Below are 21314 nucleotides of genomic sequence, written 5' to 3' on the forward strand. Positions count from 1 at the left end.
GTGCTTCACCTCTGTGAAGAAACGATGATTACGTCTAAGTTGAACCTCCGTGTTCAACGAGGGTATCGCTTGGTATCCCCTTCCTACTTGAAGCTGCAGCGGTGTTGGCGACGCTCGTTCACTGGCACGCCAGCCCGGCCCAATCACATAGTCTGTCTATGTTCATGGGGATGGCCTCACTTGCCGCCTACCTGCAACTCCAAGTAGTTTGGGTATATAGGCGAAGCGACAGCACAGTGGTTGGGATAAGCACAGAGTAATGGGCGTGAAGCAAACTCGATAATCGCGTTTGGAGGATGAGATCCATCATGGCTTGGCTATGAGGCACTGAGTGAGCAGAGTAAAATGCAAAAAAGGCCTGCGTTGTGCGCAGGCCAAATAACATCTAGGTCAGAATAAAAATTAGGACAGAATAAAAATGAAAAAGTAACAATGGGCTTATAGATAAACTTTGTAGTTAAACCATACGCGAGTTTCGTCGATATCGACCGTTCGGGTATCGGACTCCATGCTGCCGTAGGTGTTCTCGAACTTGATCTGTCCCCAACGTGTTCTATCTGCACTCAGTGGTGTTGCTGCCATAAAGGTGGTTTTTACGGTAGACGACTCGATGTCACCACTGAGGTAAGTGAACTCAGGGTATAGTGCCAAAAAGGTACCGTCTTGCCCCGTTTTCCACACGGCATAGGCAGCGCCCATCCCCCCAACTAGGTTGCTATCGGTCACGCCAAAGTTGCTCAGTGCAGCATCTGAATATTTACCGGTTAACGCCCCAACACGGCCAAAGAAGGTGAGTGACTCAATAGGAGTACGGAAAATAGAGATAGCACCTAGGGCGGCGGTCGTCGCGGTTTCGTTATCAATCACATCCAATGAAACAGCAACACGAGGGGTAACCGCGTTGTTGATGCTGAAGACATGGAAGTATTGCAGGCGGCTATCACTGTATTTGCCTTCTTTGTTCATGGTGCCTTCTAAAGAGACCATAGACTCCATGCCATTGTCATAACGGTAAGAGAGAGAGCCCGATGCTTTCACGTCACCGTTATTGCTGGTTCCCACATACATGTTGGTATAAGCGCGAGTCATGTCGGATGCGTCAAGATCTTCTGCTTGCTTGTTGTCGCCAGCGAAAGCTCCGGCGGCCAGTGTGCTGCCGATAAGTGTTGTGATTACTGCTCGCTTAAAATGGTTCATTGTGTTGATTCCTGTTGTTGTCTTGATGTGCTCATACTATGAGGAAAATACAGGGCGAGTTAATCGCATATGATGGATTCAATCCTTCATTTAAATTGGAGAGAATCGTTGAAATAGAAACAAAAATGTCACTATTACTTTTTGATTAACAAAGAGATAGCTAAGTTGAAGTCAGCGTGGGTTGTCGTTGTAAGCGAGATTCCCTAAACACATACTCTCAATGAAAATCCGGTCGACGCACAAAAAATTTCGTCCGTTCTCAGCCGAAGGGAAGGGCGAGAAATAACTAAAACGGATAGCAAGAAAATTGAGGAGAGAAGAAAAGCGAGGAGAAAATTAAGCGTAAGCCGACCATCCCGGTGTGGAGTGGTCGGCGGTGGAATCAGTGGGGTAAGTGATAACGTGCTTTGGGGTGGAAGAGGCCAGCAAAAAACGAGGAAATCATCAAAAGAAGCAACACATAGACAACCATCATCGCGGGCAAACTGAAACTGTAACTGGGCGTTAAGTTTTGCGCACTGGAAGACAGCACCAGCAATAAGTTCACAGCAAGAACGCGAAAGATGCCCAGCCGAGCGGTATCAAACACCTTCCAAATGGCGACAACATTGATAAAGTAAAAACTCGCCAACTGCCATAGCTCCGAAAAAGAAGGCATAAGAAACACATACTGAACAAGATAGAAACTGCCTAGCCCAATGGTGCCCCAGAAGGCGTCTTTGATCGCGCTGGGTGGCAAGGGCGGTATGTTGGTGGCAAAAATACCGGCGATCATCGGGAAGACAAATCCTCCGGGGACGGGGAGATAAATCCAGAGCAAAACGGCCGTCACAAACATCGAAACGCCTTGCAGCACTTTCAAACCATCATCCTTAATGTGCTGTTTTACGCTGCGAGGATAGGAGAAAGGCTTGTGCTGTAGGTGGCGTTGAGCGCGCTCAAAAAGCGGTGATGGAATCAGCGGAGTGATGGGCGTTTTGGCATCAAACTGAGCGAGTAGGCGCGCCACTTCAGGCAAATAGTGGGCGAGGTTGTGACGATCTTTACAGACACTTTCGAGTAAGTGGGTGATGACCAGAATCTCACGCAACCGCTCTAACCACTCTTGCTGATAGAACTGCAAATCATAACTGCCGCTGTTTGGTAGCTCCAATAGGTGGTGCAGTTGTTTTGCCGATTGTTGCAAGGGCAAAATCTCATCACCAGAAAGTGTGCCCTGCTGTGCCTGTTCGACCGCTGTCTTCAGTGCGGTGTGCAGCGTTGCATAGTGCTGAGTGAACTTACTTTGTGTCGTTACCGGCCAAAGCAGTTTGTAGACAAGGATAAACACCACGATGCCCAATAGCGTTTCTTGAATCCGTAACATCATGTAGTGAAAGGTATAAATGCTATCAAAACCTCCCATGCAGCAGATGATGGTGCACACGGTGTAACCTTGCACAAAGATATAGCCTCGTTTTTCATCACTGGCCATAAAGAGGCTAACGGCAAGAAAAAGAGTATAAAAAGCAATAAACAAGAAGCGATCTTGTGAAAAAAGCGTAATTAAGAACAGCGCGTATCCCGTGCCCATCAGTGCACCTATTATGCGGTTCTGCCCCTTTTGCAGGGAATGGGCAAAGGTTTCATTGAGCGCCATCACCGCAACGGCAATGGCGGCCCAGTAGGGTTTATCCCATTGGAACCACATGGCTAAGCACAGCGCGAATACAATCGCTAATGCTGCTTTGATCGCTTCTTTCGTGGATGCGCTCAACATGGCTGACCTCACGACGCTTTGATGATTTTAATGGATGCTGTCATGCCGACACGCAGTTGAAACCCTTCTGGTCGTGTTTTTAGCGTGATTTTGACGGGGATGCGCTGCGCAAGGCGAATCCACTGGAAATTCGGATTAACGTTCGGCAGTAACTCATTGCCCGTTACGCCATCTTGTTTTGCCACACCGTATCCAATGCTGTTCACTTCACCAGTCAGCACTTGTTTGGAATCGCTTAACAGTGTCACGTAGGCGGTATCGTGCGGATCGACCCCTTCAAGATCGGTTTCTTTAAAGTAGCCCTCAATCCAGAAGCTATTGGCATCAATTAACGCCACCACTGGTGTGTTCGCAACCACCTGTGAGCCGACGCGAAGGTGAAAGTTGGTAATAAAGCCATCGGTAGGCGCGTAGACCTTGGTGTACTGCAAGTTCAACTTCGCCTCTTCCACCATCGCGCTCATCAAATCGAAGTTGGCACTGGCCGCTTCAACGGCATTGTGAAGATTGTTCAGAGTCAAAATCGGCACTGAGCCCGGCGTGCGTTTTTGTAGTGCTTTGGCGCGTTTTTCTTCATTAAGTGCTTTATCCAGTGCGGCTTTGGCTTGCGCTTGAGACGCGATGGCTTTGTGGTAAGCGACACGATAAAGGCTGTCATCAATTTCAAACATCACATCGCCTTGTTTCACTTCACTGTTGTCGGAGAGGTGAACTTTGGTGACTTGGCCTGTCACCCTCGGGGTAATAGAGACAATGTGCGCATTAACGCGGCCATCTCGTGTCCAAGGGTTTTGGGTATAAACACGATAAAAATTGGCGAGTACCGTGCCAGCACCCAGCACAAGTAATAGGGTAAGAAAGTAACGTTTAAACACAGTGGGCGGCCTCAAAAGATGTGAATAAATTGGCCAATAAGGCCAGTGAAGATGACGACAAGGCTGATTTCCGCGATCGCGGGGTGCGCGATATAGCGATAGAGGCCCGTTTTCACCACCGCGCTCGTTACCAACATGGTTAAGCCATAGGCGAGCGCGACAACGAGCAGTAAAGGTGGGAAGTAAATCTCTCCCCAGACAAGTTCATGTGGGATAGGAAGCATAAAACCTCTCGGCAGTCGCTGAATAGGACAAGGCTATAGGTAATGGCGAACAATCCACACTCGCATATGTAGGGTGTCGTCCATCAAACGCCGCGAGAACGTGTTGGACGGGGTGGGTGGAAAACGGACAAGAAAAGAAATGAGGCGAAAAGAACGTGGAGCTTACCAATAGCAGGCTACCTTTTACTAGGGAAGATCGCCTTTTGTAGGGTTGTATCCTACAAAAGCGATTGGTTAAGGCGATTTTTTTTAACGATACTGAGCTCATCGAAAAGACATTCACCCACCAGTTTCTGACTAAATCGAGGAATCTCGTTATGACAAAGCAATCAAAGCTCTTTACCAGTATCGCTTCTGCTTTGGCACTCAGTGCCAGTGTTTCCGCTTGGGCGGTAAACGATCAAGACTTCAGCTCAATGCAAATGAAAGGCGTTGAACAAGTAGAAGTGAAAGTGGATCTTGAAGGCGCGGCACAGCGTTTATCTCAAGCGGTTCAATTTCCCACCATTTCTAATCAAGATCGCAGTGATTTTGACGAAGATGCCTTCAATCGCTACCACAAGTTTATTGAGCAATCTTACCCATTGGTGCACAAAACCTTAAAACGTGAACTGGTTGGTGAGCCACGCCCATTTAGCCTTATCTACACATGGGAAGGGAAAGATCCGTCACTACCCCCTGCGATTTTCATGGCGCACCAAGACGTTGTGCCGATCGCACAAGAATCACGCGACCAATGGGAAGTGGAACCTTTTTCTGGCTTGATTAAAGACGGTTATATCTGGGGCCGTGGTTCTTTAGACGATAAGAACCAAATCCACGCGATTTTGGAAGCGGCGGAAATGAAGATCAAAGAAGGTTTCCAGCCAGAGCGCACAATTTTGTTTGTTTTTGGTCATGACGAAGAAGTGGGTGGCCCAGAAGGGGCAAAACACGCGGCCGATATCATCGAACAGCGTTACGAAAAAATTGCTTTTGTTCTTGATGAATCTGCCCCTTTGATTCCTGGTGTGTTTCCTGGTATTCGTGAAAACACCGCGCTGATCGGCATTGCGCAAAAAGGTTTTGTCAGCTTAGAAATCGCCATCAATGGCGTGGGTGGTCACTCATCGCAACCGGGTACCGAGTCCAACATCGTGGCATTGGCGAAAGCAGTGACTAAAGTAGAAGCGGCGCAATTCCCATACAAAATTCACGATGCAGTGCGCTACCAGTACCGATTCATGGGGCCTGAGTTACCAAAAGAACAGCAACCCATGTACAAAGCGGTTGCCTATGGCAACAACGATTCCGTTAGTGATCTTGAGAAGAAATTCCTTGATGTGATGTCGCAAAACCAAGTGACACGCGCGATGCTGCACACCACCACCGCCGTGACCATGTTTAATGCCGGTATTAAAGATAACGTATTGCCACCTGCAGCGACCGCCGTGGTGAACTTTAGACCGATGCCTGGTGACACGCCAGAAGTGATCATCGAACACGTGAAGAAAGCGATCAACGATGACCGTATCACCGTACGTGATATTTCGGCTTCGACACCAGCGACTAACGTTGCCGATCCTAATGGCGAGGGTTACAAAATGCTTGAAAAAACCATTCGTCAAACTTGGGGGAATGATCTGATTGTGTCGCCATTCTTTGTGATTGGTGGTTCGGATTCAAAACACTTCCAAGCGCGTGCGTTTGCACCTGATGTTTACACAATGACGGCACTGCAGTTGGAAAGTGTAAAAGAGTTTGAAGGTTTCCATGGCGTGAACGAGCGAATTCTGGTTGAAGAATATGGCCGCTCAATTGGTTTCTTCTATCAGCTAATGGATAACCTAGGTCAGCTTTAATCCGCTCATCCAACGTTAATCCGCGAAACAGCGTACCCAGTGGCCAGCGTTATCGCTGCCACTGGGTGGCTGTCAATGTGAATTTCCGCCTGCCTTTTTGTGTCCATTTCTGCCTTTGGGAGCTCTGCAATGAAACCGTTACTGTTAATGATCGCGCTGTCTATCGCACCTTTGGTTAATGCCGCTGAAACCCTAACATGGGATGCTTTGCGTCCTGTACAAACGGTACAGGAAACCATTTCACCGAGCGATAAAGCATTGATTACCGAGATCTATCTTTATGAAGTGGCGCAGCGGACGAGAAATCTTAGCCCATTAGAGCACGATGGTTATGTTCAGCGTATCGCACTGGCGGAAAAGCTGGGGCTTAACGTGAGAGAGCAAATTGATCACTTGGTGACGGGCAAACAATCGTCCAGCGCGGTGATTCACGATCTCGCGATCGATGAGATGCGTCTCGGTGGTTACTTGGTGCCTTTAGAGATGGAAGGTCTTAAAGGAACTCAGTTTATTTTGGTGCCCACTGCAGGGGCGTGCATTCATACGCCACCACCGCCAGCCAATCAAACCGTGTTGGTGGAATTTCCACAAGGGTATGAGCTGCAAAGTTTGTACACCCCGGTTTGGGTCAAAGGAGCGATCAAAGCGGATGTTGCTTCCGCCTCGGTTGCGCTGTCAGATGGTGATCAAGCCATCGAAACCGGTTATGTGATTCAAGCCTCTCGCATTGAAGCGTATCAATAACCCACTCGTTTCCATTTTATACGGCGGGCAACTTCCCGCTTTCCCCTCTACCAAAATAGGTAGAGGCAGACAAATCATCATAAGAGATCGGGCGGCAGCATGGCTGCCATGACCCACCATCCCTCTGCTGTTGTTTAGGTTTAAAAGTAACTATGAAAGGCATTATTTCTATTCAGCCCCACACGGTTTTTGGGCATGCAGGAAACAGCTCTGCGGTATTTCCGGTGCAACGCATGGGAATTGAAATGTGGCCAATACACACGCTTCAGCGCTCAAACCACACCCACTATTCGCAAGGCTGTGTCGAGGAAGCGTTCTCAGCTTGTGACATATTAAAATTGGTGAAAAGGTTGGACGATCTTGAGCAACTGACAAACTGTGAGGCGATCATCTCAGGCCAGGCGATGAACGATGAACAGTGTCGGGCGGTTTGTGAAGTGGTTGAACTGGTGAAATCACGCAACCCGCAAGCATGGTATGTGTGTGAGCCAACGGTGGGCACGACTCTGGAGCAGGATCTGTTAGCGCACGCCGACGTCATTGTGCTGGGGGCGAAAGCGCTAAGTCACTACACTGGAATGCCGATTCAGACGCTGGATGAAGCGGTGTTGGCCTCTCAAGCCGCGTTAGAGTTTGGCCCCAAAATGGTGCTGGTTAAGGAGCTTGAGTTCTTTGGTGAGGGGACTTCCTCTCTGTTGCTGACCACGGCCAAAGTCACCTATTTATGCCAACGCCCACAAACGGAGATGGAGTCGCAACTTGTTGGCGTAGAAGATTTAATTACGGCAATATTTTGCGCCTGCTTGGTCAAAAAAATGTCACCCGTGGCGGCGTTGCGCCATACCAATAACGCGGTATATGGAGTGCTGGATCAGACTCAAGAGAGTCACAGTTTAGAATTAGAAACGGTGAGTGCTCAGTATGAGTTTGTGGAGCCAACGTTCGATTTCCCCGTCACCAAGATAAATGTGTAAGCCAGCACATCTTATTGTTTAATTTGGTGATACTGAGATAAATGGTGCTATCTTTTAGCCATTACTCATAGACATTGCTCAATGCACAGAGAATTGCATGAATTTTAGCCTAGAACAGTTGTTGGCGTTTGTTACTGTTTACGAGAAACTCTCTTTCAGTAAAGCCGCCGTGAAACTCAATAAACACCGTACCACCATCGGCCAAGTGATCACCAATCTGGAAGACCAATTGGCGGTCACCCTTTTTGAACGCATCGGGCGCGCGGTTGAACCGACGGAAGATGGCCACCTTCTCTACCATTATGCAAAGCAAGTGATAGAACAGGCGAGAGCGTTTGATAAAGTTGCGTTAAGTCTTTCCTATGGCACCTTGGGGCGTGTGGTGATTGCCTATCCAAGTTTCATTCCTCATCAAGCACTGTATGTCATTCGCAAACAGTTGGAACGAGATTTCCCTGAAATGCGTGTTGAGTGTTTAGTGCGAGATCGCGAGAGCATCAAAAAAGGCATTGTGGATGGCTCCATTCATTTTGGTTTGGTGAATATTCACGACAGCACGGCGATACACAGCATGGATTCAACCTTTACTGGGCACGTTGAGTTTCTTCCTTACGTTCAAACCAACGGAAAGCTGTACACGATGGACAAAAGCAGCGTGGCCAACGCGTTGCAAACAGACCGGCAGTTAATACTTAAATCGTTGATTGATGAAGGGCTAGGCGACAAATTTCTCTACTCTGCCAATAATGAGCAAGTTGACCAATTGGCGCTTGTGGTCGAAATGATCAAAGAAGGGCTGGGGTGGGCATGGTTGCCTAAAGCGTTGTCAGAACCGCAATTTGCCGTTCAGGGCATTTCGCCCCTCTATCTTGATATGATGCTGGAGGGGGTGAAGTTGCCCATTTCGCTCTGGTGTCCTCATGCAAAAAACGTCAAAGAAGTAAAAGCCTCGATCATGAAAGCCATTCGTGATCATCAGCAAAAGAACCCACGCAAATAACCTCCATCTTGTTGCTTACGTAGGATGAGATCCTACGTAAGCGATTCAACGAAATCGGCTGTGGATCGTAAAGTCTCATCATTCGATGCGCAAAAATTGCAACTATCAATCTCCTTTGCTCACCATGAGACAAACGTTATGACCAATAAATCTTCCCCCCTCTTTCTTGTTTTAGCAGGCATGCTCACCTCGAACATGGCGCATGCCTCGTTTTTCGACCAGCAGGATGGTCGATTTGATATGGGGCATCATATTGCGGAAAACGCAGTGGGCTTTTTGCCCATACCGATCCTGATAACTGAGCCTGCGCTGGGTTATGGTGGTGGTGTTGCAGGCCTCTTTTTGCACGAAGATGACGAAGCCAAAGAAAAGCGCAAACAAGCCGCTTTGGCGGCCATCGATGGTGGTGCGCAACTCGTACCCGCTGCGATTACCTTGGCAGGTGCAGCCGGCACTGAGAATGGGTCATGGTTTGTCTTTGCTGGGCATCGTCACTCATGGCGAGAAGACCGAATTCGCTATACGGGCGGCGTAGGTTTTGGTCAAGCTAACCTCGATATTTATCAACATTTATCAGGTGGGCCGATTGGACCTCTGCCACCATTCGATGTGCCAGTGCATATCGCAACCAGTACAACGGGCGCAGGTTTAATGCAGCAGTTACAGTTTCGTGTCGCAGAGACTCCACTGCTATTGGGCGTAAAGCAGGTGTTGGCGAAGTCCAGCATTGAGGCGGAAAATTCGCTGGTGGATAAGCTACTGGAGCGGCTGCTGGGAAAAGAGTCGGTGACCTCTGGTCTTGGCATCGTGGCGGATTATGACAAACGCGACAATTTGTTTTATCCCACTCGCGGCTACTCACTTACCGCGCAATACATGGTGTATGACGATGCGTTGGGCAGCGATCAGGAATATCGCTCGTTTGCTTTGGATGGAGAGATCTACCTGCCACTGAATGATGATTGGAACTTGGCTTTTGCGGGTAACTACCAAAACTTTTCCAGTGACAGTGCAGTCACGCCAACGGCTAAACCATACGTTGCATTACGTGGTGTCTCTTCCTATCGATACCAAGGGGATGAGGTTGCGGTGGTGCAAACACAGCTCAGTTATGACATTGATTCACGATGGAAAGTATCGGCGTTTTATGGTTATGGAGAAGCGTCAAGCCGAGCAAGCATAGAGGAGGCGTCGTCTGTTCATGCGTATGGCGCAGGCTTTCGCTACCAGATAGCGAGACGCTATGGCCTCCATCTTGGCATTGATGTGGCGTTTAGTGATGAAGAGAGCGCCTTGTATTTCAATATTGGCAGCGGTTTATAGGTTGTCGCTATCCATCTGAGGTGGTTGAATTACTGCGAGCGAAAGTAATGTTTCAACGTTTCTCTTAACCATTGGTTGGCAGGGCTGTTTTTCTCTCGGTTGTGTACCATCAAACGGTAAGTGATGGGCAGTCCCGACAAAGGTGCCTCGATCACTTGTAAACCAAGAACATCGGCAAACTGTGTGGCCAGACTTTTTGTTACCACGGCAATGCAATCGCTGCTGGCGACCAAAGACATCTGAACCATCATCGAGTCACATTCGGCGGCGACCTTGCGTTCGTTCAGCAGTTCCTCAGTAAAGTAATCTGCCAGGTAGACATCCTCACGACGTAACTTGAGTGTGATGTGTTTTTCTTGGTAGTAACCGAGTGGCGATAGTTTGCCAGTAATCCTTGGATGCCCCTTTCTGGCGATGACGCAGATTTCATCTTCCATTAATTTTTCTGAGAAAAACGATGCAGCGGAGTGATGAGCGAAATCAATCACCAGATCGGCCTGCTGTTGATTGAGATGGGTGAGCTGCTCGCTCAAACTGTGCTGCATTGGATGCAGTACAATCTCGATATTGCCTAAGGTGGTGTCTTGCTCCAGCTTTGGTAACAACACCAACATCAAAGGCTCAGGGACATAAATGATAAATTTGCGATGGGTTTGTGGGCCAAATGATTCCAACCCTTCAAGTGCATTGTGAATTTGGCTGAGTGCTGGCTCGACTTGTCTTGCCAACTCATGTGCATGGTGTGTGGGGGCAATCCCACGGCCATCCCGAGTAAACAGGGTGACGCCAAGTTGCTCTTGTAGGCGTTTTAAAATGCCACTGACGCCTGGCTGGGTTAACCCCATGGCGTCAGCCGCCAAGGTGATCGAACGGTGGCGATACACGGTGACAAATACTTTCAGTAAGTTGAAGTCGATCGGGTTATCCATAGCCTTAATACATCGCGTTTTGTTATGTTTTGAGCTAAGTTTTATAGAACTTTAGCGATGAGTCAATGAAGGTTTTGGCTCAACAGTGAGAGGAGGCGGAAAATGATCTCTGTTCGTTTCACTGTCATCAGTCAAAAACACAACAAAGATGAGCATAACAATAGGGAGTTCACATGGATGAGGTGATTCAATCCGCAATCCAATTGAGAAAAGCTGGGCAATACGATCAAAGCCGGGCGCAATTAACCACCTTGCTTCAAGACGCGCACTACAAAGCGCTAGCGCATCTCCATATTGCTTGGAGCTATGATAATCAAGGGTTGGAATCACAAGCGGTGCCCCACTATTTGGCGGCAATACAAGGTGACTTGACTGGAGATGACCGCTTTGAAGCCCTGTTTGGTTTGGCCAGTACATTGAGAAGCTTAGGGGACTATCAAGATGCACAGAACTGGTTTGAGAAAACGCTGCAGGAGTTTCCTGAGCGAAGAGAAGTGATGCCGTTCTACGCAATGTGCCTTTATAACTTGGGCAAACATCATCAATCGACCGCGTTGCTACTCAATCTACTGGTGGAGACGACACAATCTCAAGCCATTCTGGGTTATCAAAGAGCCATTTCTTTGTATGCGGAAGATTTGGATCGTGTCTGGCCTAAGGGCTAAAGCGCGCGATGAGGTATGGAGGAATTTCTTGATTGAGTGAATCGTTAAAACATCGCGATTCGTGATGTTTCAAATAAACATTCATGCATGTATCTCTATGTGTTGTTTTTCTAAAGTATGCCCATAACAACGCACTGAGAGAGATAACGTTATGAATATCCGCTTTGTACCCTCAACCCTTACCCTTGCTTTGATGGTGTCTTTTGCTGCATCGGCGGACTACGCCAGCTTAGAAAACTATCAAGGCAAGCCAGCAACGACGCACACAAAACAAGCCAATGCTGAATTGGCAAAGCAGTTGCCTTGGCATGATACTTCGGCATTTGAGCGCACTGGGCGTGGGCTCATTGCTGAGTTCGGAAGTCACCAAGCTGGCGAGTTAAAGCAGCGCTTTGACTACATGGCAGAAATGAACGTAGCACAGCTGCCAGACACGGTGAATCCTTCGATTTGGCGTCAAGGCATGCTTAACTACACGGCAGGCGGCTTGTATGAAGTGACGGATGGGGTGTATCAAATTCGTGGTGCTGACCTCTCGAATATGACCATTTACCGCACCAACAATGGCTACGTGATTCATGATCCACTGCTTTCTCGAGAAGCGTCAGCGGCGTCTTGGGAATTTGCCAAACAGCATCTACCGAAAGTGAAAGGCGGCCACAAAATAATGGGCATGTTCTATTCACACATGCATGTTGACCACTTTGGCGGCTCTCGCGGCATTCTCGATTCCGGCGATATGGTGAAAAATGCGCCTATCTATGCGCCGAAAGATTTCATCAAAGAGTTGGCCGATGAAAACATCATTGCCGGAACCGCAATGGGGCGTCGTGCTAACTACCAATATGGCACCACGTTGGGTAATAACCCAAAAGGTATTGTCGACAACGCACTGGGTTTAGGCACCTCTCGAGGAGAGATTACTCTTGTTCCTCCAACGCAAGAGATTCAACCTCGTGAAAAAGAGATCACGATTGATGGTTTAACTTTCCTCGCGATCAATATGCCAGGCGCAGAAGCTCCAGCAGAAATCGTGCTTTATGTCCCTAAGTATCGCTCTCTCAATACCGCAGAGCTGACTTACGATGGCATGCACAATATCTACACATTCCGCGGCGCGAAAGTGCGCGATTCCCTAGCGTGGACCAAATACCTCACCGAGCTAAAACTGCGTTTTGTCGACAGCGGTTTGGTGGACAACATCCACGCTGCGCACTCAGCGCCAGTGTGGAATGATCCGAGCACTGAGGTGAATGAGATTTCACAATACATGACATTGCAGCGCGACAACTATGGCTTTATCCATAACCAGTCAATGCGCTTAGCAAATCATGGCGTGACCATTCACGATGTGGGTCGTGAGATTGAGAAAATTGTGCCTCAAACGCAAAAAGAAACTTGGCACACCAATGGTTACCATGGCTCCTACAGTCACAATGCGCGTGCGGTAGTGAACTTGTATCTTGGTTATCACGATATGAATCCAGTGAACACCAATCCATTGGAGACTCAGGATAAATCGTGTGTTTACGTCGAAGCTGCGGGTGCAGAGAGATTGTTTAAAGCTGGCCAAAGCCACTTTAGCAAAGGTGAATATCAACAAGCATCGCAACTGTTTAACGACTTAGTTCAGTGTGAGCCGAACAATATTCAATACCGTTTTGCCTTAGCAGACAGCTTTGAACAGCAAGGCTATCAGTCGGAAACCATGGCATGGCGTAACTCCTATCTGCAAGGTGCTGTTGAGTTGAGAACCGGAGAAATTCGTCCGTCAATCAAAGCGGCATCGGCAGACGTGATTGCCAATACTCCAACGGGTATGTTCCTTGATTTCGTTGCGGTGAAGCTCAATGCAACAAAAGCAGAGCAAGCGGGTTTGGATTTCCGTTTTGGTGTGTCACACCCTGAGCTGAAAGAGCATTACTATGGTGAAGTGTCCAACGCGAATATGGCCAATATTCAAGTAGATAAGTTACCAAAAACGGATGTGACTCTATCCATCAGTAAGAGTGACTTAACGCAAATCGTACTAGGCAAAACAACGTTAGATAAGCTAGTGAAAGAAGGAAAGGCAAACCTGAAAGGGGATGCCCGACTGATAAAAGCATTGTCGGAATGTTTAGATGAGTTTGATGGCTTGTTTGAGATTCTTCCAATGCCGAATAAAAAAGCATAGGAAATGCTAACCCCATATCCCTCAACTTCGGTTGAGGGATTTTTTCTTAATTCCCGTCGTTGAATCAAAAAAAGTGCAAAAAGTGGGCACTGAATGGAATAGCGACAATTCCCAATTGATTAGAACGATTTTGTAAAATGCTGAGTTTAAACGACCAATAAAACAAGGCTCTACATCATGTCTACCTCTGCAGAAACCCTAGTGCCAAAGGAAGGTCTAGGCATCAAAATAACAAGGTTTGTTATGGGCATCCTACGGTTTATTTTTAAAGCCCTACTGGTGATTGGCACGTTAGTCGGCTCGTCACTTGCGCTATCCAAATTGGGGGCCATTCACGGTAAAGACTTGCCTGAAAGCTATTTTTCTCATGGCTATCCGAGCATATTGCGCCTGTTGGATTCTGAGATCTTTATGGGATTCATTTTCTTTGTCACCGTCGCCGTCCTTATCTATGTGGTTTATCTTTTTTGGCGTTTACACGAAGTGGCGGTTCATCGAGCCTCTGAAATGTCGAGTGCTCACACCCAATTGGTCTTTGCTTTATCACTGTGCGGGTTATTTGTCGATAAAGCATGGTGGGTGTTGGCGATCATTATTGCCTTTGCACGTTGGGATGTGTTGGCCAAAGAGCTCTCTAACATCATCCGCAATGGTGTACGAAACAATAAATCAACAGAGAATAACGCATGAAAGAGATAATGCTGCCCTATGTGTTCATCTGCTGGCTGTTGGTGAAAACAGGCTTGGTGAAGTGGACGCTGAAAAACGCCGTGATCATTGTTGGTATTGGTGTGGTGTTGGCGTTGGCTCTGTTTACTGCCCACCGTTTTTGGTCTCCAGCGGATCTAACCAATAGCACCACAGTCAAAGCTCCTCATGCAGTGCTCAGCCCACTGATAGGACAAGAAGTGGAAGCGGTGTTTGTCGATCACAACCAAATGGTGAAAAAAGGCGATTTGATCTACACGCTGCGTACCGAAGATACGGAATCGCAGATGAATGGTTTGCTGGCGCAAAAAAAAGCGGCGCAAGCTGAGATTTTGGCGCTGACTTATCAAATTGAAAATGACGAAAAGAACCTGCAGAGGCTTGAAAAACTGCACGACTATGCGCAGGAATTTCAACGAGATGATGTGCGCACGCGCATTGAATCCACTGAAGCAAAAATCGCCTCGGTTAATGCACAAATCCTCAATATTGAAGCGCAAATGGCAACCGCGACTTGGCAAAATGAACGCCGTGAGATCCGTGCGCCGTTTGATGGCCAACTGTCGATCACCAACATCGTCAGTGGTACGCGTTTAGGTAACATGCATCTGTATGACACTAGTAAGAAGTTTGTCGAAATGCGTATTGCCGATCAGACCTTTAGAGGGATTGAAATTGGCCAATTTGCTGAGTTCTATGTGGATGCCTATCCGGGAGAAATCTTCCGTGGGCGAGTTCATAGCGTAACGACGGGGACGGGAGAAGCGGCGGTCTCGGTGATCAACGGCTCGCAGCATGTTCGTCAGCACGTTGGCAACAATATGGGATCGCATGGTCGTACCATTATTATTGAGTTTATCGAACCGGCTGGTTACAACGTGCCAATTGGCGCGACTGGGGCGGGGTGGGTGTCGGCCAAAAAACCACATCCACTGCTTGGATTTATGGATATTATTGGCGCGGCAACGGTTCGCTTAAAAGCGTATAAGTCCTATTTGTCGGCGATGTAAGTGCCTCGTTTTTCGCAACAATGAGCGAGTGTGGGTGGTTAAAATCAAGGCCATGAGCTTAAATGCGCGTGGCCTTGTTTTGTGTTTCACCAATGTGTTTGCAATCCGGTTTGAAAAGAGGAAATGAAAGGTTTAAATCGTGAGCTTGCATTGGTTTGTGATTACGCGTGATGTTTATTGCTCCAGCGCGTTTTAATATTGTGTTCCACCACTGAAATAATGAGATCAGTGAGCCATTTTTGTTTTGCCGCATGGCGAAGAGAGGCTTTCGTAATGAGTGCGACATCAATATTCAATCGTGTCTGTTTGGTAGAAGAAAAATGCGGTTCATAACGCAAGGTATAACAATCTTCCATTAACTGCATCATAAGTGCGTGGCTATCAACAATAATGCCAACATTCGTCTCCGGTTCGAGCATTTTAAAATGATCACTGTATTCGTTTACTCCTGAAACAATAAATTTCACATACTCGCCTTCTTTATTGCCTTCAAAATATCCTGCACCAGGATGTATTCTTTTTTGATAGAACGCTTGAGGCTTATCATTAATAATGTGCAAGCCAATATCGACACTCTCATTTAGAATAAGAGACTCGCTGTGTTCTCCCCATTGCCTAATTTCAATTTTGGCCTTGGTCTCGGATCGAATAGCTTCAATGAGTGCTTTGCCGATCTGAATCAAATAAGGTTCAACAATGTGTAAGGTGACTTTATCAAGCAGAGAAGGATCAAACTGCTGTGGAACGAGTGCAGAGTCGATTTGTTCTAAGGCGATACGAATCTTAGGTTCTATGACGTTTGCATAGTCAGTGGGCACTAACCCTGTACTTTCCCGTAGAAAAAGTGGATCGGCCAACTCTTCCCTCAACTGCGCCAAAACTTTTGAAACGTAAGATTGTGAACGCCCTAATTTTTTTGCACAACGTTGTGTCGAACGAGTTTGCATTAATAGTAGGAATACGTGGAGGTTATTTAAATTGTTCATAGCCTTCTTCTTATCTTGTTTTGAACAATAATAATATCCAATATTTTGTTTTTTCGTGTGTGGTTATTGTAAGATAAATTCAGTGTTCTACACTATCACTTGTTGATAACTATATAATTTAAAGTAAATAATTTCAGGTCAAGGTGCGGAAAGGAATAACCATTATTCCAAAATGGAAAGTACATCAAAGTAAAATTAGGTTTATTTTTAAAAGAATCTAAGTATGAAAAATATCTTCTCTTCTGTTTTGAGTGACCACGACAATAGGGAGGAAGGTGGCACTTTGCGCCCTTCCAACTGGCTAACATTTTCACTGCTGAGTGTCTCTCTTTTTACTCCTTTTCCCGCCATCGGCAGTGGCATTTTTCTGCAAGAAGCGGTCATCGCAAACGCCGGTACTACGGGCGCAGGGGATGGTGTGTATACGCAGTCGGCGGCGGCAATGTGGGCAAATCCAGCAACCATGCCGTGGATGGGCGAGACACTGACAACCGTCAATGTCACGGCGTTTGACTTGCAAATGAACTATCACGATCAATCGGGTGTCGGTGATGGGCAAGCGGCGTCTTTGATGCCATCTGCTGGCCTGTTTCATGTTCGCCAACTCAACGAAGACGTGCACTTTGGCATCGCGTTGGGCACGGTGGGCGGCTCCAGCCTAGATTACGGCTCTGAGTGGCAAGGTGCGGCACTGATGACGGATATTGCATTGGCGGCAGTGCAAATCAACCCTGCACTCGGTTTTAAAGTGACCGACCAGCTTTCTTGGGGGATCGGCGCGCAAATCAGTTGGGCTTCTTTGGAAATGGGCATGGCTAATGCTCGACGGCTTGAGCAATCTTCTGATTGGGCCTACGGTTTCAACGCTGGCGTGATGTATCGGGTGAGTGAGCGGTGGAATTTGGGGGCAAGTTTTCGTTCCAAAGTGAATCATGAGTTTTCAACTGAGCTCAGTGGTGGGCAACGTGCACTTCCAGTAGGCACGGATCTGGTTGTGCCCGCGATTGTGGATGTGAGTAGCAGCTACGCAGTGAATCCGAAGCTTAAGTTACTCGCTTCGATCCAATTACACCGCTGGAGTGAATGGGATGAGACAGTGTTTGATTTTGGCCGTGTAGATTCAAATCCTCTAGGGCTGAACTCGATAGATCGCCAGTGGGAGGATGTCTGGAAGATAGCCATTGGTACGGATTACCAGCTCAATGCCGATTGGCGTTTAAAGGCCGGTTTCTCGTACGAATCTTCACCACAAGATGATCCCAGCAAACAGTGGGTCGATTTGCCCGTTGGTCAGCAATATCGTTACTCAGTTGGTGCTACGACGCAGTGGGATAGTTATGTCCTCGATGTTTACTACGAGTATGCAGATCTAGGAGAAGTGGATATTGCTCCGCGGAAAATAGCGAATCAAGATGTGGGTATAAGTGGCGCCTTTGAAGGCCGTATTCACTTTGTTGGTTTGAGCGTCAGCTTTAAGTAAGCGCATCTGCTCCGAGTTTTTGAGCTCGGAGCTTTCTTGATCCGGTTAAAGTGTTCGTAAAAGTGGTGAGGCCGCGATAAAGTGTGTTCTTCCATGGATTTAAAAAGAGAGCACCTTCCATGCCCTATTCCCCAGTAAAAACCGCCCTCATCGGTTACGGTTTTTCCGCTAAAACCTTCCATCTGCCATTTATCGAATCTTTACCTGAGTTAGCCTTGTGTGCGATAAGCTCCAGCCAGCAAGCGGCTGTGTTAGCCGATTTTCCGCAAGCAGAGTGGTATGGCGATGCTTACCAAATGCTGGATCAAAGTGATGCGGAACTGGTGATCATAACTGCGCCAAATGACGTGCATTTCCCATTGGCAAAATATGCCCTGGAGCGGGGTAAACATGTGATCGTGGAAAAACCATTTGTGACGCGCAAAGAAGATGGGGAAGCGCTTATTCAGTTGGCTGAGCAACAAGGCTTAGTGTTGAGTGTTTTTCACAATAGACGCTGGGATGGTGACTTCCTGACGGTGAAAAAGCTGATTGAAACAGGTCAGCTAGGCGAGGTGAAACTGTTTGAGTCGCATTTTGACCGCTACCGTCCTGAAGTTCGCCAGCGCTGGCGTGAGCTGGCTCAAGAGGGAGGCGGTATTTTGTATGACTTGGCGCCGCATTTGCTTGATCAAACACTCGCGCTGTTTGGCTTGCCGCAAGCGATCAATGCGCAATGTCGAATCATGCGCCCGCAAGGGCAAACCATCGATTACTACAATTTGATTCTCCATTACCCTGACCACTTGGTGCATTTACATTCCAACTTATACAGCCCAGAGCCTAACTTACGTTTTCGTGTATTAGGCTCGTTGGCGAAATACGAAAAGTATGGCTTGGATCCGCAGGAAGGTTATTTGAAACAAGGGGTTCAGCCAAAAGACGAAAGCTGGTCGCGTGAAGAGCCTGAGCACTATGGCCGAATGTATCGTGAATCGGATGCGGAAACGGTGCCTACCGAGTTGGGGGGCTACCAGCACTATTTTACTGGCGTAGCGAATGCCATCCGTCTTGGGGCGGCGAATCCTGTCACAGCGCAAGAGGCATTGAATAATATTGCCCTGATTGAACTGGCGCTAGAAAGTAGCCGTACAGGGCAAACTCTAACCATTGATTGGTGATGGAAGGAGTGCTTGATGAAGCCAGCACAAAGCTGGCTTCGTGATGCCTAAGTAAGGCTTACCTTTGAGTGAGTTTCACCATCGCAAACTGCTTTTTGCCCCTTTGCACAATATAGTATTGATCATACAAAGCGAATGTCTGCGCTAAGGTCTGCTCATGCCAACGTTCGCCGTTAATACGAATCGCCCCATTTTCCAACCATTCACGAGCCTGACGCTTTGAGCTCGCTAGGCCTGTCTCCAAGAGCAAGGTGATCACATCACTCACATGCGTCAGTAGGGTACAAGGTAACCCATCTTGCTCTAGTTGTTGCAACTCGGCCAAATTCAGTTGGTTGAGTTGGCCGCTAAATAACGCCTCTGATATACGCTGCGCACTCTCTAGCCCCGCTTGCCCATGTACAAATCGCGTCATTTCTTCGGCGAGAATTCTCTGTGCGCTTGGTTTGCCTACTTGCGCTTTATCAGAGGTTTCAATGTGTTCAATCTGCTCGACAGAGAGGAAGGTGTAGTAGCGAAGGAAGCGATACACGTCCGCATCATCGCTGTTGAGCCAAAATTGATAAAACATGTAGGGTGAGGTTTTCGCCGCATCAAGCCAGATTGCTCCGCTCTCGGTTTTGCCAAACTTTGTGCCATCGGATTTAGTGATCAAAGGCAAAGTTAAACCATGTACGGTAGTGCCATTGAGGCGGCGAGTTAAATCAATACCGCTGACGATGTTGCCCCACTGATCATTGCCGCCAATTTGCAATACGCATTGGTGCGTTTGGTTCAGTTGAGCGAAGTCGTAAGATTGCAACAGCGAATAGCTGAACTCAGTGAAAGAGATGCCTTGATCTGGGCGAGCCAAACGCTGTTTAACCGATTCTCGCTGAATCATGGCATTGACGGAAAAATGCTTGCCAATATCGCGGAAAAACGCGATCACGCCAATGGATTGCATCCAATCAGCATTATTCACCATGAGGAGCGGTTGAGTGAGGTGCGGTGTCATCAACTGTTGAATCTGCGCAGCCAACGCGCTCACCCAGGCCGCCACCGTTTCGGCGCTATTGAGGCTTCTTTCGCTGGCTTTAAAGCTTGGGTCTCCAATCATGCCCGTTGCACCGCCGATGAGCGCGATGCCTTGATGCCCGGCATCTTGAAAGCGTTTTAGCATAATCAAAGGCACTAAATGACCGATATGTAAGCTGCCCGCGGTGGGGTCAAAACCGCAGTAGAGTGTTTGTGGTTGGCAAAACAGCGCGATGAGTTGTTCAAGGTCGGTGGTTTGCGCGATCAGCCCTCGTTGGGCCAAGTCATCAAAGAGTAATTGTGAATTCATGCTGCCTCCAAAATCTAGACAGGCAGCGTATAAGAACAGTCCAGCTCATGACGATATCCCTAAAGGGATAAAAGCGGTGATTAAGCTAGCGAGATCTGGAAACTATGCTTTGAGAGCAATCAAATGATTGAGAAACAACTGAAACAGTTCGCTGAGCGAGGCGACGTTGAGCTGCGCATAGATGCGTTTTCGATGGTTTTTCACGGTACCCAGTGTGATGCCGAGCTGCTGGGCAATTTCTTTAGAGTCGAGCCCTTGGATGAGTAGTGCTGCAATTTCTTGCTCTCGTTGGCTGAGTTGCTGTTGACCAAAATCGCCAATTGCTTTGCGTACCCACTGGCTTACGTCGTGTTGTGCGGTTTGGGGTTCTGCCAGCAACAAATCGGCGTTGAGCCAATGTTGTCGGCACAAGGCGGCGATGGTGTCAAAGCGCTGCGACAGCGCGTTGATGTCCGCTGTTTGGAAGGCGTTATCTGCTTGCGTAACGCCTAAATAGATGGCGATGGCACGTTGTTCATCAAGGGTGATGATGATCGCCGCTTCGTCTTGCCATTGGGTTTGCTGGTAAAACTCTTGCTGGTAGATGGCGTGAGGCGCCAGTGTTGAGCTGGTGTCTTTTTTCATTACCTGCGCAAGGTGAAAAACCCCTTGCTGCGCCGCACCGAGCACGGAGTCGTAGAGTGGGTCATGTTGATAGTAATGGAGCAAGTAGCGTTGAAACAGCAACTCTCGTTGTGTCTGAATGGAGTCAAACAGGTAAATGGGATGCTTGTTGTCACGATGGCCTAAAATGATGGCGCAGTCGAACGCGACCACTTCCGCTAACATTGCGATCAGTGTTGAGCTAAAACTTGGTGAGTGCAATGCGGTAATGCATTGGCTCAGTTTGTGATACTCAGAAGAAGAAATAGCCACAGAGATATCCATCAGTTCGGG

At 47.8% G+C, this 21314-nt stretch carries 19 protein-coding genes; 11 read left to right on the forward strand and 8 right to left on the reverse strand.

Features of this window, described 5'->3' with window-relative positions; translation table 11 throughout:
- Window positions 1-438: 438 nt before the first annotated feature.
- From CIK04_RS11815 to CIK04_RS11830, 4 genes are all read right to left on the reverse strand, one after another.
- On the reverse strand, window positions 439-1197 hold the full coding sequence (locus CIK04_RS11815; protein WP_039546276.1) for a hypothetical protein: 759 nt from the start codon (window positions 1195-1197) through the stop codon (window positions 439-441).
- Window positions 1198-1579: 382 nt separating this feature from the next.
- The gene (locus CIK04_RS11820; RefSeq protein WP_097352270.1) at window positions 1580-2956 is read right to left on the reverse strand and encodes an FUSC family protein; all 1377 of its coding nucleotides are present in this window, start codon (window positions 2954-2956) and stop codon (window positions 1580-1582) included.
- An 8-nt stretch (window positions 2957-2964) separates the two neighbouring features.
- The gene (locus tag CIK04_RS11825) at window positions 2965-3831 is read right to left on the reverse strand and encodes an HlyD family secretion protein (protein ID WP_097352269.1); all 867 of its coding nucleotides are present in this window, start codon (window positions 3829-3831) and stop codon (window positions 2965-2967) included.
- 11 nt (window positions 3832-3842) lie between these two features.
- Window positions 3843-4055, reverse strand: coding sequence for a DUF1656 domain-containing protein (locus CIK04_RS11830; RefSeq protein ID WP_039537114.1), 213 nt, complete (start codon window positions 4053-4055; stop codon window positions 3843-3845).
- Between the two features lie 317 nt (window positions 4056-4372).
- Here CIK04_RS11830 and CIK04_RS11835 point away from each other — a divergent pair, with 317 nt between their 5' ends.
- The 5 genes from CIK04_RS11835 to CIK04_RS11855 all read left to right on the forward strand — a co-directional run bounded on the left by CIK04_RS11835 (window position 4373) and on the right by CIK04_RS11855 (window position 9937).
- A complete protein-coding gene (locus CIK04_RS11835; RefSeq protein WP_045613323.1) occupies window positions 4373-5896 on the forward strand; it encodes a M20 family peptidase in 1524 nt (507 codons plus the stop codon).
- Window positions 5897-6025: 129 nt separating this feature from the next.
- The gene (locus CIK04_RS11840; protein ID WP_045589710.1) at window positions 6026-6640 is read left to right on the forward strand and encodes a DUF3299 domain-containing protein; all 615 of its coding nucleotides are present in this window, start codon (window positions 6026-6028) and stop codon (window positions 6638-6640) included.
- 152 nt (window positions 6641-6792) lie between these two features.
- Window positions 6793-7614: a pyridoxal kinase gene (gene pdxY / locus CIK04_RS11845; protein ID WP_097352268.1), complete on the forward strand. Its 822-nt coding sequence runs from the start codon at window positions 6793-6795 to the stop codon at window positions 7612-7614.
- 97 nt (window positions 7615-7711) lie between these two features.
- A complete protein-coding gene (locus CIK04_RS11850; RefSeq protein ID WP_097352267.1) occupies window positions 7712-8614 on the forward strand; it encodes a LysR family transcriptional regulator in 903 nt (300 codons plus the stop codon).
- A gap of 180 nt (window positions 8615-8794) precedes the next feature.
- The gene (locus CIK04_RS11855; protein WP_045610246.1) at window positions 8795-9937 is read left to right on the forward strand and encodes a BamA/TamA family outer membrane protein; all 1143 of its coding nucleotides are present in this window, start codon (window positions 8795-8797) and stop codon (window positions 9935-9937) included.
- Window positions 9938-9966: 29 nt separating this feature from the next.
- Here CIK04_RS11855 and CIK04_RS11860 read toward each other — a convergent pair whose 3' ends face one another.
- On the reverse strand, window positions 9967-10866 hold the full coding sequence (locus CIK04_RS11860; RefSeq protein ID WP_097352266.1) for a LysR family transcriptional regulator: 900 nt from the start codon (window positions 10864-10866) through the stop codon (window positions 9967-9969).
- A 173-nt stretch (window positions 10867-11039) separates the two neighbouring features.
- Here CIK04_RS11860 and CIK04_RS11865 point away from each other — a divergent pair, with 173 nt between their 5' ends.
- From CIK04_RS11865 to CIK04_RS11880, 4 genes are all read left to right on the forward strand, one after another.
- The gene (locus CIK04_RS11865) at window positions 11040-11531 is read left to right on the forward strand and encodes a tol-pal system YbgF family protein (RefSeq protein WP_017421538.1); all 492 of its coding nucleotides are present in this window, start codon (window positions 11040-11042) and stop codon (window positions 11529-11531) included.
- Window positions 11532-11682: 151 nt separating this feature from the next.
- Window positions 11683-13707, forward strand: coding sequence for an alkyl/aryl-sulfatase (locus tag CIK04_RS11870; RefSeq protein ID WP_097352265.1), 2025 nt, complete (start codon window positions 11683-11685; stop codon window positions 13705-13707).
- Between the two features lie 177 nt (window positions 13708-13884).
- On the forward strand, window positions 13885-14397 hold the full coding sequence (locus CIK04_RS11875) for a magnesium transporter (RefSeq protein ID WP_097352264.1): 513 nt from the start codon (window positions 13885-13887) through the stop codon (window positions 14395-14397).
- The gene (locus CIK04_RS11880) at window positions 14394-15425 is read left to right on the forward strand and encodes an HlyD family secretion protein (protein WP_097352263.1); all 1032 of its coding nucleotides are present in this window, start codon (window positions 14394-14396) and stop codon (window positions 15423-15425) included. Before CIK04_RS11875 ends, CIK04_RS11880 begins: the two co-directional genes overlap by 4 nt.
- 161 nt (window positions 15426-15586) lie before the next feature.
- Here the strand turns inward: CIK04_RS11880 and CIK04_RS11885 are convergent, their stop codons facing one another.
- Window positions 15587-16411, reverse strand: a complete 825-nt coding sequence (locus CIK04_RS11885; protein WP_097352262.1) for a LysR family transcriptional regulator — start codon at window positions 16409-16411, stop codon at window positions 15587-15589.
- Between the two features lie 223 nt (window positions 16412-16634).
- On the opposite strand from CIK04_RS11885, the gene CIK04_RS11890 reads away from it, so the two are divergent.
- Window positions 16635-17891, forward strand: a complete 1257-nt coding sequence (locus CIK04_RS11890; protein ID WP_097352261.1) for an OmpP1/FadL family transporter — start codon at window positions 16635-16637, stop codon at window positions 17889-17891.
- Between the two features lie 119 nt (window positions 17892-18010).
- Window positions 18011-19051: an oxidoreductase gene (locus CIK04_RS11895; RefSeq protein ID WP_165386763.1), complete on the forward strand. Its 1041-nt coding sequence runs from the start codon at window positions 18011-18013 to the stop codon at window positions 19049-19051.
- Window positions 19052-19109: 58 nt separating this feature from the next.
- Here CIK04_RS11895 and tyrS read toward each other — a convergent pair whose 3' ends face one another.
- Both tyrS and CIK04_RS11905 read right to left on the reverse strand, forming a co-directional pair.
- Complete coding sequence (gene tyrS, locus CIK04_RS11900; protein WP_097352260.1) at window positions 19110-20378, reverse strand: tyrosine--tRNA ligase; 1269 nt, start codon at window positions 20376-20378, stop codon at window positions 19110-19112.
- A gap of 102 nt (window positions 20379-20480) precedes the next feature.
- A complete protein-coding gene (locus CIK04_RS11905; protein ID WP_097352259.1) occupies window positions 20481-21305 on the reverse strand; it encodes a helix-turn-helix transcriptional regulator in 825 nt (274 codons plus the stop codon).
- Window positions 21306-21314: the final 9 nt, after the last annotated feature.

It is taken from the genome of Vibrio sp. 03_296 (assembly GCF_002265885.1).

What these genes read in the sequence shown, in the direction of transcription:
- CIK04_RS11815 (WP_039546276.1), bottom strand. Translation starts at nt 1,197, where the DNA reads ATGAACCATTTTAAGCGAGCAGTAATCACAACACTTATCGGCAGCACA.
- CIK04_RS11835 (WP_045613323.1), top strand. Translation starts at nt 4,373, where the DNA reads ATGACAAAGCAATCAAAGCTCTTTACCAGTATCGCTTCTGCTTTGGCA.
- CIK04_RS11850 (WP_097352267.1), top strand. Translation starts at nt 7,712, where the DNA reads ATGAATTTTAGCCTAGAACAGTTGTTGGCGTTTGTTACTGTTTACGAG.
- CIK04_RS11880 (WP_097352263.1), top strand. Translation starts at nt 14,394, where the DNA reads ATGAAAGAGATAATGCTGCCCTATGTGTTCATCTGCTGGCTGTTGGTG.
- tyrS (WP_097352260.1), bottom strand. Translation starts at nt 20,378, where the DNA reads ATGAATTCACAATTACTCTTTGATGACTTGGCCCAACGAGGGCTGATC.
- CIK04_RS11820 (WP_097352270.1), bottom strand. Translation starts at nt 2,956, where the DNA reads ATGTTGAGCGCATCCACGAAAGAAGCGATCAAAGCAGCATTAGCGATT.
- CIK04_RS11905 (WP_097352259.1), bottom strand. Translation starts at nt 21,305, where the DNA reads ATGGATATCTCTGTGGCTATTTCTTCTTCTGAGTATCACAAACTGAGC.
- pdxY (WP_097352268.1), top strand. Translation starts at nt 6,793, where the DNA reads ATGAAAGGCATTATTTCTATTCAGCCCCACACGGTTTTTGGGCATGCA.
- CIK04_RS11865 (WP_017421538.1), top strand. Translation starts at nt 11,040, where the DNA reads ATGGATGAGGTGATTCAATCCGCAATCCAATTGAGAAAAGCTGGGCAA.
- CIK04_RS11840 (WP_045589710.1), top strand. Translation starts at nt 6,026, where the DNA reads ATGAAACCGTTACTGTTAATGATCGCGCTGTCTATCGCACCTTTGGTT.
- CIK04_RS11855 (WP_045610246.1), top strand. Translation starts at nt 8,795, where the DNA reads ATGCTCACCTCGAACATGGCGCATGCCTCGTTTTTCGACCAGCAGGAT.
- CIK04_RS11870 (WP_097352265.1), top strand. Translation starts at nt 11,683, where the DNA reads ATGAATATCCGCTTTGTACCCTCAACCCTTACCCTTGCTTTGATGGTG.
- CIK04_RS11885 (WP_097352262.1), bottom strand. Translation starts at nt 16,411, where the DNA reads ATGAACAATTTAAATAACCTCCACGTATTCCTACTATTAATGCAAACT.
- CIK04_RS11890 (WP_097352261.1), top strand. Translation starts at nt 16,635, where the DNA reads ATGAAAAATATCTTCTCTTCTGTTTTGAGTGACCACGACAATAGGGAG.
- CIK04_RS11830 (WP_039537114.1), bottom strand. Translation starts at nt 4,055, where the DNA reads ATGCTTCCTATCCCACATGAACTTGTCTGGGGAGAGATTTACTTCCCA.
- CIK04_RS11860 (WP_097352266.1), bottom strand. Translation starts at nt 10,866, where the DNA reads ATGGATAACCCGATCGACTTCAACTTACTGAAAGTATTTGTCACCGTG.
- CIK04_RS11895 (WP_165386763.1), top strand. Translation starts at nt 18,011, where the DNA reads ATGCCCTATTCCCCAGTAAAAACCGCCCTCATCGGTTACGGTTTTTCC.
- CIK04_RS11875 (WP_097352264.1), top strand. Translation starts at nt 13,885, where the DNA reads ATGTCTACCTCTGCAGAAACCCTAGTGCCAAAGGAAGGTCTAGGCATC.